Genomic DNA, 14,603 nt, shown 5'->3' with positions numbered 1-14,603 from the left:
GATTAGTGTCAAATTAAGGCTTTCTATAGATTGGGTTTTTACTGGTGATATGATTAAATTGAGTTAATGATATCTAATCACTTATTATTCGAGCGGCTATGGCCGCTCGGGCTGTTTTATAAAGTCAGTAAAATTCTATGTTCAAAGAGCAAAAAAACAAAGTTCAAACTATCATCAAAACCGGAGATGAAAGTAATCAACGTCGTCTAAGTGGATTTCAACGTCTTAGAGAGTGTTGCTTTATTTTTGGTACTCTTACCGCTATTTTTTTAGCTATATCTCTGTATAGCTTTAACCCTGCAGATCCTTCTTGGTCCCAAACTTCATGGGGTAATGAGGTGAATAATGCTGCAGGTATGTTAGGGGCATGGTTCGCAGATACCTTGTTTTTTGCTTTTGGATCATTAGCTTATTCTTTGCCAGTTGTTATTGGTGCCTCTACATGGGGATTTTTTAGAAAACGAGATGAGAATGACCCTATCGATCTAATGCTTTGGGGGACGCGAATTCTCGGTCTAAGTTTGGTTATTCTTACCAGTTGCGGATTAGCTGATATCAACTTTGATGATATTTGGTATTTCTCATCCGGTGGGATTATTGGAGATGTTCTCACCAGCCTTTCTCTACCAACGCTCAACCTTTTAGGCACTACGATTGTCTTTCTATTTTTGTGGGGGGCAGGTCTTACACTTTTGACTGGAATCTCTTGGCTATCGGTTGTTGAAGGGTTAGGTTCTGGCTTTATAAGTGTTTTGACATGGGGTATTAATAAGCTTCGTGGCTCACCAAAAGAAACTCTGCAATCTATCAGTGAAGCTCAGGTTGAAGAATTGTCCGTTGACGAGGGGCATGAGGTCGACACTCCATTCGAGCACCGATTTATATCCGACGAGGAAAAAGAGAGTCAGCAACGCCGGTATAATATACATATTCCTAAAGAGAGCGAAGAAGTGTCACCGACGAACGAAGAGACTCAAGAGTCAAATCGTTCTCAGCTACTAAATTTGACTATTGAAGAGCTAGAACAAGAAGCGCAAGATCACAATGATCTGCCTATATTGAATCAAACTGCTCAGCCAATATCTAATGATGTTACGTTAGATACACCGAGCTCGTTTAACTCTATCGTTAATAACGTAGTTGCTGAAGAAAAAATTGAGCCCTCGATATCAAAAGAAGCACTTGATCATCTAATGGATGATGAAATAGCAGAACCGAGCTATACCCCTACAGTGACTACCACTGAACTAAGTCTATCGCAAGACGTAACAGAACCGGTTGAAGTTCAAGAAAACACACTAGCTCAAGAAAATACAGCAGAAGAAGTTGTCATTGATGAGAGCGACGATGTAGCCGCAGATGAGCTAGGAGATGTTGATGTTAAAGCGTTTCAAGACCTGGTTGCTGAAGCTCAACAAAATATGGCGGGGGAACAAAATCCATTTCTCGTTCAAAAACAGACAAATCTCCCCGTGCCTACGACACCGCTACCAACGTTAGAGCTTCTCTATCATCCAGAAAAGCGTGAGAACCACATAGACAGAGCAGCGCTGGAAGAAATAGCTCGTTTAGTTGAATCAAAACTTGAAGATTACAAAATTAAAGCCAGAGTGGTTGATATCTTCCCTGGCCCTGTTATTACTCGTTTTGAGTTAGATCTAGCCCCTGGTGTAAAAGTAAGTCGAATTTCTAGCTTATCCATGGATTTAGCGCGATCTCTTTCTGCAATGGCAGTTAGGGTTGTAGAGGTTATTCCGGGTAAGCCTTATGTAGGGCTTGAGTTACCAAATGTTACCCGCCAAACCGTTTATTTTTCTGATGTGGTAAACAGCAAAATTTTCCAAGAGTCTACTTCTCCAACTACCGTTGTAATGGGGCAGGATATAGCGGGTGAAGCGGTTATCGCTGATATCGCTAAAATGCCTCACGTACTGGTCGCCGGTACAACCGGTTCTGGTAAATCGGTAGGTGTGAATGTCATGATTTTGAGTATGCTGTATAAAGCAAAACCAGAAGATCTGCGCTTCATCATGATTGACCCTAAAATGCTGGAACTTTCAATTTACGAAGGCATTCCACATCTTCTGTCGGAAGTGGTTACCGACATGAAAGACGCTTCTAATGCACTGCGTTGGTGTGTTGGTGAAATGGAGCGTCGATATAAACTGATGTCTGCGCTAGGTGTACGTAATGTAAAAGGCTTCAACGAAAAATTAAAAATGGCAGCAGATGCAGGCCACCCGATCCATGACCCGCTGTGGCAAGCCGGAGATAGTATGGATCAAGTTCCACCACTGCTTGAGAAGCTGCCATATATAGTCGTTGTAGTAGACGAATTTGCCGACCTAATCATGGTGGTCGGTAAAAAAGTAGAAGAGTTAATCGCCCGCTTAGCTCAGAAAGCTCGAGCTGCCGGTATTCACTTAATTCTCGCCACTCAACGCCCTTCTGTGGACGTTATTACTGGCCTTATTAAAGCTAATATACCTACCCGAGTAGCGTTCACGGTTTCTACAAAAACAGATTCAAGAACCATCCTTGATCAAGGAGGGGCTGAATCTCTACTTGGTATGGGTGATATGCTCTATTTACCTCCAGGCTCCAGCCATACTACTCGTGTACATGGTGCTTTCGCTTCAGATGATGATGTGCATGCTGTCGTTAACGATTGGAAAGCAAGAGGTCAGCCTAACTATATCGAAGAAATTATAAATGGCGAGCAAACGCCAGATACCTTGCTACCCGGTGAGAGTTTGGAAAGCGATGAAGATGTAGATCCTTTGTTTGATCAGGTGGTCGAGCATGTGGTACACAGTCGTCGCGGCTCTGTTTCTGGTGTTCAACGTCGTTTCAAAATTGGATACAACCGAGCAGCACGAATTATAGAGCAGCTAGAGGCACAAGGTATAGTCAGTGCTCCAGGTCATAATGGTAACCGAGAAGTTTTGGCTCCTGCGCCACCTAAAGAATAGGAACTAAGCTCACTTAGGTGAGTCTTAAGTGGAAGATAAACAACACTAGGTTTATAAATGAATAAAATTTTAGCGATAATCTGTCTTATTAGCTTTACGGCTGTCGCCTCACCTAAAGATGAACTCAGTGAGCGCCTTTCTAAAACCAATGGTTTTAGCGCCTCATTTTCTCAAACAGTCATCAGTCCTGATAATGAAGTATTGATGGAAGGAGAAGGAACGGTAGAGATTGCTCGCCCAAGCTTGTTCCGTTGGACAACAATCATGCCTGATGAGAACGTATTGGTTTCTAATGGGGAAACGCTTTGGTACTACAGCCCATTTGTAGAGCAGGTTAGTATCTACTGGCAAGAGCAAGCGACTGCCCAAACGCCATTTGTACTTCTTACCCGAAATAGAGCAAGTGACTGGGACAACTATTTAGTATCTCAACAGGGTAATGTTTTTACATTAACACCAACAGCCATCGATTCGAATCAAGGCCAGTTTGAGGTTGATGTAGATGGTTCTGGTGTCATTAACGGCTTTAATGTTATTGAACAGGACGGACAAAAAGGTCAGTTTATTTTCAACAATTACAGTAACACGGTTCCAAATAAGGACCGATTTGTCTTTACTATTCCAGACGGTGTAGAAGTCGATGACCAAAGGAATTAATAACGTCATCATAACGAAGCTTATTGAGCGAATAGGGCGTTAACTTGAGTAATTATAGCCTAGATTTTACGGCCGATGAAGACTTTCGCCCATTAGCTGCGAGAATGCGACCAATGACCGTCGAGCAGTATATTGGTCAGCAACACATTCTTGGACAAGGCAAACCTTTACGAAGGGCTTTGGAAGCGGGGCATATACACTCAATGATTCTTTGGGGGCCTCCCGGTACCGGAAAGACAACCCTTGCAGAAGTAGCTGCAAACTATGCAAATGCTGAGGTTGAACGAGTTTCTGCCGTGACTTCCGGTGTTAAAGATATACGCATTGCTATCGAAAAGGCACGAGAAAATAAGCTAGTAGGGCACAGAACCATACTATTCGTTGATGAAGTCCATCGATTTAATAAAAGTCAGCAAGACGCGTTTTTACCGCATATCGAAGATGGGACGATCACTTTTATTGGTGCAACGACTGAAAATCCATCTTTTGAGCTAAATAACGCTTTGTTATCAAGGGCAAGAGTTTATAAATTAACCTCTTTAATTCATGAAGATATCCTTTCTGTCATTGATCAAGCTGCGCAAGATAAAGAGCGTGGCTTAGGAAAAATAGAAGCCCATTTTGCAGATAACGTGTTAGACCGATTAGCAGAGTTAGTTAATGGTGATGCACGAATGTCTCTCAATTATCTTGAATTGCTCTATGACATGGCAGAAGAAAACGAAGCGGGTATTAAACAAATCACATTGTCATTGCTAGCGGAAGTTGCTGGTGAGAAAATATCTCGTTTTGATAATAAAGGTGATATTTGGTATGACTTAATATCCGCGGTTCATAAGTCGATTCGTGGTTCAAACCCAGACGCGGCACTATATTGGTCTGCTCGAATGATGGCTGCGGGGTGCGACCCTCTTTATATCGTAAGACGGCTTCTTGCCATTGCGTCAGAAGATATTGGTAATGCTGATCCTCGGGCAATGCAAATAGCGGTATCTGCGTGGGACTGCTTTACTAGAATAGGTCCAGCTGAAGGGGAAAGAGCCATCGCCCAAGCAATTGTTTACTTGGCTTGTGCGCCTAAAAGCAACGCGGTTTATTCAGCATGGAAACAAGCGTTAAATGATGCTCATAACCAGCCTGAATATGAAGTGCCTCATCATTTACGAAATGCCCCCACCAGCTTAATGAAAGATCTGGGTTATGGGGCAGAGTATCGATATGCGCATGATGAACCCAATGCTTATGCTGCCGGAGAGAACTATTTCCCAGAAGAAATGGAAGATACTCGCTACTACTATCCGACAAATCGAGGCTTGGAAACAAAAATTGGTGAAAAGTTAGATTATCTTGCCTCTTTAGATGAAAAAAGCACACAAAAGCGCTATGAAAAGTAGTACTTTTTGGATATCTTACCCGATTAATTATTCTATAACGTGTTGATACTGATTTTGATGTCAATAATCAGCGCGTTTTTTCACAACTAAAAGCATAGGATTAGCAATGCTGGATTCTAAAATACTTCGAACTGAGCTGGATGAAACAGCTGAAAAACTAGCCCGTCGAGGCTTCACCCTCGATGTAGAGAAAATTCGTGAGCTTGAAGAACAACGTAAGTCCCTTCAAGTTAAAACTGAAGAGCTACAAGCGCTACGTAATTCCCGTTCGAAGTCCATTGGTCAAGCGAAAGCAAAAGGCGACCATGATGAAGCTGCTCGAATTCTTGCCGAAGTCGGTAACCTTGGTAGTGAGCTAGAAGAAGGGAAAAAAGCCCTTGCTGAGTTACAGGTTCAGCTTGAAAATATTACGCTTTCTATTCCAAACTTACCCGATGATTCAGTACCTAATGGTAAAGATGAATCTGAAAACGTCGAAGTTGCGCGTTGGGGTGAACCCAAAGCTTATGATTTTGAACTAAAAGATCATGTTGATTTAGGTGAAATGGCTGACGGTCTTGATTTTCAAAGTGCTGTTAAAATCTCAGGTTCTCGTTTTATCGTAATGAAAGGCCAATTTGCACGACTGCATCGTTCGATTGCTCAGTTCATGCTTGATCTTCACACTGAGCAACACGGCTATACAGAAATGTATGTACCGTATTTAGTGAATCACGATAGTCTGTATGGTACAGGTCAACTACCAAAGTTTGGTGAGGACTTATTCCACACTAAACCTGCGACTGAAGAAGGTCAGGGTATGTGTTTGATTCCAACGGCAGAAGTACCGGTTACAAATATGGTACGTGATACTATTTCTGACGAAGCCGATTTGCCACTCAAAATGACGGCACATACGCCTTGTTTCCGTTCAGAAGCCGGTTCTTATGGCCGTGATACACGTGGCCTTATTCGTATGCACCAATTTGATAAAGTAGAGCTTGTACAGATCACTAAGCCTGAAGATTCAATGAATGCATTAGAAGAACTCACTGGCCATGCAGAAAAAGTATTGCAACTGTTAGGACTTCCTTACCGCAAAGTCGTACTTTGTACTGGCGATATGGGTTTTGGTGCACGTAAAACCTACGATTTAGAAGTGTGGGTACCTGCTCAAGAAACCTACCGTGAAATATCTTCATGTTCTAACATGTGGGACTTCCAAGCACGTCGTATGCAAGCTCGTTTCCGTCGTAAAGGTGAAAAGAAACCTGAACTTGTACATACACTGAATGGTTCTGGTTTGGCTGTTGGCCGCACTATGGTGGCAATACTAGAGAACAATCAGCAGGCAGATGGACGTATTGAGATCCCTGAAGTACTACGTAAGTACATGAATGGATTAACTTATATCGGATAAGGTAAACTCCTTCGATATGTAAATGAAAGCCGACAGGATATGTCGGCTTTTTTGATCGTTTCTTCCTTCAGGTGTTTGACCACCCAAATTGGTGTCTGTCCGCCCAAATTTTAATCACAATATCATTTTCACGAAAGTAGGGATTTAATATCAGCAAAACTCCCATTTTCACATGTTATATAAAGCACGCTTCGTTCTGTAGCGCTTTTTCAATTACTTCAATGAGCTTACTTACCTGTTCGGGTTCACTAATAAATGGAGGCATAATGTAAATAAGTTTGCCGAAAGGTCGTATCCAAACACCATTATCAACAAAAAACTTTTGTATCACTTCCATATTGACCGCTTTTTTTGTTTCTATGACACCTATTGCTCCCAACCAACGTGTATCTTGAACTAATTCATATATATTTAATTCTGGCAATTTCTTAGCGAAAAGAGATTCGATCATTGCCGTTTGCTTTTGCCAGTCGCCGGTTTCAATGAGTTCCATACTAGCGTTAGCAACTGCACAGGCTAGAGGGTTCCCCATAAAGGTTGGGCCATGCATAAAGCATCCTGCATCTCCTCCGCAGACAGTATCCGCGACAACTTTCGTCGTTAAAGTAGCAGATAAAGTCATATAACCGCCAGTAATGGCTTTGCCTAAGCATAAAATATCCGGCTGAATATCGGCATGTTCGCACGCAAATAGTTTACCTGTTCGACCAAAGCCCGTTGCTATCTCATCGAGAATGAGCAAAACGTTGAATTCATCGCATAGTGCCCGGACTTGTCTAAGGAATTCTGGGTGATAGATCCGCATACCCCCTGCACCTTGAACTATAGGTTCTAATATTACCGCTGCAATCTGATTGTGGTTTTTAGTTATTTTTTTCTTAAAGTCGACAATATCTGCGTCGTCCCAGTCTTGCCAGTATCCTGTTTTTGGCGAGTCAGCAAATATATGCTCTGGAAGGAACCCTTTGTAAAGGCTATGCATAGAATTATCTGGGTCAGTGACAGACATTGCAGCAAAAGTATCACCATGATAGCCATCGCGTAAGGTAAGAAATTTAGACCTAGGCTCTCCTTTAGCGTGCCAGTATTGCAATGCCATTTTCAGGCTGACTTCAACCGCAACCGAACCTGAATCAGCAAGAAAGACATGTTGCAGACGAGTGGGTGTTAATTGAATCAATTTTTTACACAGGTCTATAGCAGGTTGATGAGTAATCCCACCAAACATGATGTGAGAAACCTTATCGATTTGAGTATGCGCGGCTTGGTTGAGGTGCGGGTGATTATAGCCGTGAATGGTAGACCACCAAGAGGACATGCCGTCAACTAAAACCTCTCCAGTTTCCAATTGTATTTCCACCCCATTTGCACTCATAACTGGGTAGCAAGTTAATGGATTAATAGTTGACGTATAAGGGTGCCAAATGTGTTTTTGATCAAATTTTAAGTCCATGCGTACTCTTGTTGTGTATTTTTTATTCGAATGTAAACTTTAGCGTATTTAGTTTTGTTGACAGTCTAAAGCTTATCAGTAGACTAGCCAAGTATTAAGAAAAATTACCAGCGACTGATAAAATTACTAAAGGAAGCATCACGTGGAAGTTCGTCATAATTGGGAAGTTGAAGAAGTTCGTACATTACTAGAAATGCCTTTTATGGACTTGTTGTTTGAAGCACAAAAGATCCATCGGCAACATCAGCAACATAACTATGTGCAAGTTAGTACTCTTCTCTCAATCAAGACAGGTGCTTGTCCTGAAGATTGTAAATATTGCCCTCAAAGTGCGCATTACCGTACCGATGTAGATCGTGAGAGGCTGATGGAAGTACAAAGTGTCCTAGATGCCGCTGAAAAAGCTAAGAATTCAGGCTCTACTCGATTCTGCATGGGAGCGGCATGGAAAAACCCAAAAGAACGCGATATGCCATATCTAAAAGATATGATTAAAGGTGTTAAAGATATGGGGTTAGAAACCTGTATGACTCTGGGTATGCTCACACCAGAACAAGCGGTTGATTTGGCAGATGCTGGACTAGATTATTACAATCATAACCTAGACACCTCGCCAGAATATTATGGAAAAATCATCACAACTCGTACCTATCAAGACCGTTTAGATACCTTATCTCATGTGCGCGATTCAGGTATGAAGATCTGTTCCGGCGGAATAATTGGGATGGGCGAGAGCGTGAATGATCGTGCCAGTCTGTTTGTTGAATTAGCGAACCTCCCTGTTCATCCTGAAAGTGTACCAATAAATATGTTGGTGAAGGTACAAGGCACACCGTTAGAAGAAGCTGAAGATGTTGAGCCGTTCGACTTTATTCGTCTTATCGCAGTTGCACGCATTATGATGCCAGAATCAGCAGTTAGGCTTTCTGCAGGCCGCGAAAGCATGAATGAACAGATGCAAGCACTCTGCTTCATGGCTGGTGCGAATTCGGTGTTTTATGGTTGTAAGTTATTAACGACGCCGAATCCAGACGAGGATAGCGATATGCAACTGTTCAAAAAATTGGGGATTAACAGTGTTGAGGTTAGCCAAAAACCGGATCAAGTTCAGGAAAGTGAGCTACTTGACCAAGTGATAGAGCGCGTTGCCGCTCGACCAACAAAAGATGACCTGTTTTATGATGCTAGTGTTTAAATCTTGTGTTTAGTCATCGAATTGATGCCGCTTTAGAAGCTAGAAAATCTGCCGCTTTAGATCGTAAATTAACGGTAATTGACGCTGGAAACCAGCCTGTTTTTAGCTTCGAAGATACGTGTTACACGAATTTTTCGAGTAATGACTATATGGGGTTGGCGAGCTCAAAAGAGCTGTCAAAAGCATGGCAAGAAGGTATTGATAAATATGGGGCAGGCAGCGGGGCATCTCCGTTAGTTACTGGTTTCTCTGCGGCTCATCGCAGGCTTGAAGATACCCTTTGCGACTGGCTTGGTTTCGATAGAGCGATTCTATTTAGTTCGGGTTTTAGTGCAAACCAAGCGGTGCTATTTTCATTATTAGAAAAACATGACGTATTGGTTCAAGATAAACTGAATCATGCGTCGTTAATGGAGGCGGGGATACTAAGCCCTGCTTCGATGAAGCGATTTAAGCACAATGATACACAGCACTTGAATGAGATATTAACCAAAGAACAGCAAAGCCTGGTAGTAACAGAAGGTGTATTTAGCATGGATGGCGATCTTGCACCTTTAAGTGGTATAGCTAAAGTGACGAGTCAAAGCGGTAATTGGTTAATGGTTGACGACGCTCATGGCGTAGGTGTGCTCGGTGAAAATGGTGCAGGGTCTTGCGATGAAGCGAATGTTAAACCTCAAATATTGGTTGTGACATTTGGTAAAGCCTTTGGGCTTTCAGGCGCAGCAGTTCTCTGCAGTGCAAGGCTAGGAGACTATTTATCGCAGTTCGCAAGACATCATGTCTATTCGACCGCGATGCCTCCAAGCCAAGCTCATGCTTTGACACATGCTTCGTTGATGCTTCAAAATCAACAATGGCGCAGAGACCAATTGATGAGTTTATATGAAACCTATAATTCGGCTTTGTCTACTGTTCCTGGATTTGTAGAGACACAAACCCCAATAAAACCATTTATCTGTGGTGATGTTAATCGAACACTTGCATTAACCAACTCGCTTAAAAAAGCTGGTCATTGGGTAACGGCGATACGGCCCCCAACGGTACCGAAACAGAGCTGCAGAATTCGCATTACCCTCACCGCTAACCATACAACTGAACAAATCAATAATTTAGTGAATAGTATCATTCATTTTTCAGAAAAAAATCATACAGGTTAGAACCCAGTGGATTGTATTGTAAGTAGAAATTCAACGCGTAAATTGGCTATTGCAGAAGCATTTAGCAAAGCCGCACGCGTTTACGATCAACATGCCCAATTTCAAAGAGATGTTGGGCTCGAGTTAATTGGTCAGCTGCCTTCAGATTTATCAGGCATGAAGGTATTAGATATTGGTTGTGGAACCGGATTCTGTTCAGAACTATTAGCCCAAAAAGGAGCAGAAATCGTGGCGGCGGATTTGTCGTCTCAAATGTTGCAACAAGCCGAAAAACGATGCAAAGAGAAGGTATCACTTTATTGCCAAGCGGATGCAGAAGCGCTTCCATTCGAGAGGGGAGAATTCGACATTGTATTTTCTAGCCTTGCGCTGCAGTGGTGTGATGATCTCGCCGACCCTCTTAGAGAGCTACAAAGAGTAACCAAAAAAGGTGGACTGATAAAGTTTTCTACTTTGATGAGTGGTTCTTTAATTGAGCTAAAGCGTTCATGGGCTGAAATTGATTCACATCAACACGTCAATAACTTTCTTAGTGATAAACAGATAAAAATTGCGTTAGCGCAAGCTGGATCACAAAATCATCATCTAGAATTACTCAAAGTTCAGCTTTGGTATACATCTGCATTTGAATTAATGCGAGATTTAAAAGGTATTGGCGCGACCCATGTTGGAGAACGTTCTCCTGGTTTGACCAAAAAAAGTACCTTAACTCGTGTTGAGACAGAGTACCAAAGATTTAAAAATGATAATGATTTGCTACCCGCAACTTATCAGGTGTGCCTAGGAACCATTTTTTTATGATTAATGCATTTTTTATTGCCGGAACAGATACCGAAGTCGGTAAGACTGTTGTGTCAAAAGCTATATTACAAGCACTAGCAGCTAAAGGTCTTTCTACTATTGGCTATAAGCCAGTCGCCGCAGGGTGTAAAGAGACGGAATTAGGTCTTAGAAATTCTGATGCGCTCCACTTGCAAGAAGCCGCTACGTTGGATATCGCCTATGATGATGTCAATCCGTATGCGCTGGAACGTCCTACATCACCACATATTGCCGCTAAATTTGATGACGTTCAGATAGAATTACCGTTGTTGAGTGATAAGTTAGCCACACATAAGCATGTTGCTGATATTGTTTTGGTTGAAGGCGCTGGTGGCTGGCGTGTTCCTATTTCAGACTCAGATTGCTTATCAACGTGGGTACAACAAGAAAAACTGCCAGTGGTACTGGTTGTGGGAATTAAACTTGGTTGCTTGAGTCATGCGATGCTTTCTGTCGAAGCGATTCAAAATGATGGTTTAGAAATTATTGGCTGGGCTGCGAATCGAATTAATCCAGGAACAGAAAACTACGCGGAGATTATCCGTATGTTGGAAGACAAAATCCCCGCGCCTAAATTAGGTGAAATTCCTTATGTGCCTAGCGTTAAAAGGAAAAACATTGGTAAATATATGAATGTAGACCCAATTATTAACGCATAAAATTTAATAAAAAAGGGTTACCAATTACTGGTAACCCTTTTTATGATTCTTTGAAATTACATGCCTTCAGAAATAGAGCGTTGGGTATCCATTATCTGTTGGTGGATTAATTCGCTTTCACCAATACCCAACTGTTCTTTGGCTTCTTCTTCGCTGATTCCTAGGTGACAACACAGTAAGTCGATTGCCATTTGAAAATTGGTATTCTCAACCATTGTCCTATTCCTTATTAAGCGAACTGCGGCTGCAATCCTATGTAGCTCCAATCTACGCTTAATTTTCTGTTTACTCAATACGACAAAAGTCTAACGATTAATAATAAACTCAGTAAGTTTTTGAACACATAATTAATGTAAATGGTATAAATTATTATGTTTTCTGCAAGTTAGAGAAAGTAGCCCCTTTTACAAGGGGCCACATTATATGGGGGAACTATCCATTTGTTACTGGTGTAAATGCCGTTAAATTAGGTACATCTCCTGTGTATTTTTCAATTTTCACTAGTGCTGAGTTACCGGCGCATCCGTTTGCCAACCGAGATGTTGGGATATCACTCGTTAATACATTGGCTCCGCCGTTTTTACATAACCCTGTTTTACGATCCAAATCAGGCCAACCACCTTCATGGATACAGACAGAACCTTGTTTTATTCCATCCGTTACCAATGCGCCAACAAGTACCTGACCACGCGCATTAAATGCACGAACGAGATCACCGTTTTTGATACCGCGGCTTTTCGCATCTTCGGTATTAATAGTAATCGGTTCACGGTTCTGCACCGCATACTCTTCACGGAGTTTGGCATAGTTAAATTGACTGTGTAAACGATGAGCTGCGTGTGCTGTCATTAACTGGAGTTCATCGTCTTTAGCGCTTCCCCGCCATTCAGTAGGCTCCAACCAAGTTGGGTGGGCGGGACAATCATCCAAGCCATATTTTTCAATCGTTTTAGAGTAGATCTCAATCTTACCTGATGGGGTTCCAAGAGGGTTCATCACAGGATCTTTACGGAAATCAGCATGGCGAACAAACTGTGCTGCTTTTTTATTGAACTTCATTTCTATTAGCTCATTGGCATCCCAAAACTGACCAAAATTAGGCATACGAACACGTGCTGAACGACCACCTTTTTGTGCTGTTTCGTAAAAGCCTTTCAGCCAGTCCATTTCGGTTTTTCCTTCGGTATAAACATCACGACCGCCCGGTTTGATCAATTCAGCCAAGTCTGCAAATACATCGAAGTCATTACGTGCTTCACCTTGCGGTGGTACAGCTTGTTTCATAGGTATGAGGTGTTGATTACTATAGTCACCTGTCATTGTCATATCGTTTCGTTCGAATGAGGTAGTGATAGGCAGAACGATATCCGCATGTTTAGCGGCCGCTGTCCAATAAATTTCAGAGATAACCACCAGCTCTGGTTTTTGCCATGCTTTGATTAAGCGGTTAGTATCTTGGTGATGGGTAAAGTTGCCACCCCCTGCCCACCAAATCATTTTGACATCTGGGAAAGTGAGTTCCTTACCGTTGTGTTGATAGGTTTGATTTGGATTTTCAAGCGCTTCAACAATACGAGCAACAGGGAAAGCATTAACCGCACCAGATACTGCCCAATCATTACCAGCAGAAGAACTGCCACCAGGCGTCGATGAAATGGCTGGTAGTACACCTGCATCACGTGTTGGATTTCCACCATTAGAATAATGATAAGAAAGCCCAAAGCCGCCGCCAGCTTGACCAATCTGGCCTAACATTGAAGCAAGCGTCGCCAACATCCAATGACGTTGCTCCCCATATTGTTGACGTTGTACACCCCAACCGCTCATTAGCATAGTCGTATTTTTGCTGAAGATATCAGCAAGGACTTCCATCTGTTTTGCAGGTACTCCGGTGATTTTTTCAGCCCATTCTGGTGTTTTCTCGATACCGTCTTCTTTACCTAAGAGGTAGGCTTCAAACTTATCGTAACCGGTGGTGTATTTTTCTAAGAAGGCTTTGTCATGTTTGTTGTTGCTGACTAATGAATGAGCGACCCCCATCATCATTGCAACATCAGTCATTGGATTGGGTGCTATCCACTGTGCTTTATCACCAAAGAACTCGATGGTTTCAGAGCGAATCGGATCAATACAGATAATGGTCTTGCCGGATTTCTTGAGTTGGTGGAAGAACTCAATACCAGATTCATCAGTAGATGACCATGCAATTTTCAATGTGTTCATTGGGTTCAATCCCCAAAGAACAACGACATTACTGTGCTCAAGAACTACTGGGTGAGTAGTTTGTTGCTCGTACACTTCAATAGACCCCATAACATGAGGCATAATTACTTGAGAGGCTCCAGTAGAGTAGTCACCCAGATGCCCTGAGTAGCCTCCAGCCATACTCATATAACGCTGAAGTAAGGTTTGCGCTTTATGGAGAACACCACTTGACCGCCAACCATAAGAGCCTGCGAAAACAGATTCAGGTCCGTTGCTTTCACGAATCCGCATATGTTGCTCATGTATTAACTTATAAGCTTCGTCCCAAGAAACACGAACATAGTCGTCATCTCCGCGCATACCTTTCGGATCTGTTGGGTTATCCAGATAGCTTTTTCGAACCATTGGGTACTTAATACGAGCGTTAGTATGTACTTGATCTGGTCCGGTAGTTTGTAGGCTATTGGGGACAGTCTTAGCTAAGGCACCTTTTGTTGAAATTAGTTTTCCATCTTTAACTTCCGCTATCATTGCGCCCATACGACCGGCGGTAAGTATTCCTGAACCTTTAGGCTTTGCCATTGCTTGCATTGGTACAATACTAGTAAATACTAGAGTACCCGCTGCCATGCTTGATCCCTTTAAGAAACCTCGACGTGATATGTTATTCATAGCCGTTATCCTTTG

11 protein-coding genes are annotated in these 14,603 nt (G+C 42.3%); 8 read left to right on the top strand and 3 right to left on the bottom strand.

Going from position 1 to position 14,603, the window contains the following annotated elements:
• Positions 1–137 precede the first annotated feature (137 nt).
• From PGX00_RS12210 to serS, 4 genes are all read left to right on the top strand, one after another.
• A complete protein-coding gene (locus PGX00_RS12210; RefSeq protein ID WP_272136796.1) occupies positions 138–2,972 on the top strand; it encodes a DNA translocase FtsK in 2,835 nt (944 codons plus the stop codon).
• 57 nt (positions 2,973–3,029) lie between these two features.
• Positions 3,030–3,629, top strand: coding sequence for an outer membrane lipoprotein chaperone LolA (lolA, locus tag PGX00_RS12205; protein ID WP_272136794.1), 600 nt, complete (start codon positions 3,030–3,032; stop codon positions 3,627–3,629).
• Between the two features lie 44 nt (positions 3,630–3,673).
• Positions 3,674–5,023, top strand: coding sequence for a replication-associated recombination protein A (locus tag PGX00_RS12200; RefSeq protein WP_272136792.1), 1,350 nt, complete (start codon positions 3,674–3,676; stop codon positions 5,021–5,023).
• 106 nt (positions 5,024–5,129) lie between these two features.
• Positions 5,130–6,422: a serine--tRNA ligase gene (gene serS / locus PGX00_RS12195; RefSeq protein ID WP_272136790.1), complete on the top strand. Its 1,293-nt coding sequence runs from the start codon at positions 5,130–5,132 to the stop codon at positions 6,420–6,422.
• Between the two features lie 175 nt (positions 6,423–6,597).
• Here the strand turns inward: serS and bioA are convergent, their stop codons facing one another.
• Entirely contained in the window at positions 6,598–7,875 is a 1,278-nt protein-coding gene (gene bioA / locus PGX00_RS12190) for an adenosylmethionine--8-amino-7-oxononanoate transaminase (RefSeq protein WP_272136788.1), read from the bottom strand.
• A gap of 142 nt (positions 7,876–8,017) precedes the next feature.
• Between bioA and bioB the strand changes: the two genes are divergently transcribed.
• The 4 genes from bioB to bioD are packed head-to-tail and all read left to right on the top strand — an operon-like array spanning position 8,018 to position 11,711.
• On the top strand, positions 8,018–9,070 hold the full coding sequence (bioB, locus tag PGX00_RS12185; protein WP_272136786.1) for a biotin synthase BioB: 1,053 nt from the start codon (positions 8,018–8,020) through the stop codon (positions 9,068–9,070).
• 5 nt (positions 9,071–9,075) lie between these two features.
• Positions 9,076–10,230 carry an 8-amino-7-oxononanoate synthase gene (bioF, locus tag PGX00_RS12180; RefSeq protein ID WP_272136784.1) on the top strand — a complete coding sequence of 385 codons (1,155 nt, stop codon included), beginning with the start codon at positions 9,076–9,078 and terminating at the stop codon, positions 10,228–10,230.
• A gap of 6 nt (positions 10,231–10,236) precedes the next feature.
• Positions 10,237–11,031: a malonyl-ACP O-methyltransferase BioC gene (gene bioC, locus PGX00_RS12175; RefSeq protein ID WP_272136783.1), complete on the top strand. Its 795-nt coding sequence runs from the start codon at positions 10,237–10,239 to the stop codon at positions 11,029–11,031.
• Positions 11,028–11,711: a dethiobiotin synthase gene (gene bioD, locus PGX00_RS12170; RefSeq protein WP_272136782.1), complete on the top strand. Its 684-nt coding sequence runs from the start codon at positions 11,028–11,030 to the stop codon at positions 11,709–11,711. The genes bioC and bioD overlap by 4 nt, the downstream gene beginning before the upstream one ends.
• A gap of 56 nt (positions 11,712–11,767) precedes the next feature.
• On the opposite strand, the gene PGX00_RS12165 is transcribed toward bioD, so the two are convergent.
• Together PGX00_RS12165 and PGX00_RS12160 are read right to left on the bottom strand one after the other, a co-directional pair.
• Positions 11,768–11,926 carry a hypothetical protein gene (locus PGX00_RS12165; RefSeq protein ID WP_272136781.1) on the bottom strand — a complete coding sequence of 53 codons (159 nt, stop codon included), beginning with the start codon at positions 11,924–11,926 and terminating at the stop codon, positions 11,768–11,770.
• A 217-nt stretch (positions 11,927–12,143) separates the two neighbouring features.
• Positions 12,144–14,588, bottom strand: coding sequence for a trimethylamine-N-oxide reductase 2 (locus PGX00_RS12160; protein ID WP_272136780.1), 2,445 nt, complete (start codon positions 14,586–14,588; stop codon positions 12,144–12,146).
• Between the last annotated feature and the right edge of the window lie 15 nt (positions 14,589–14,603).

The sequence above is a fragment of the Vibrio algarum genome (assembly GCF_028204155.1).
Taxonomy (GTDB): Bacteria; Pseudomonadota; Gammaproteobacteria; order Enterobacterales; family Vibrionaceae; genus Vibrio; species Vibrio algarum.
Note: the sequence above shows the minus strand (reverse complement) of the source record. Positions and strands in the feature narration are given on the sequence as shown.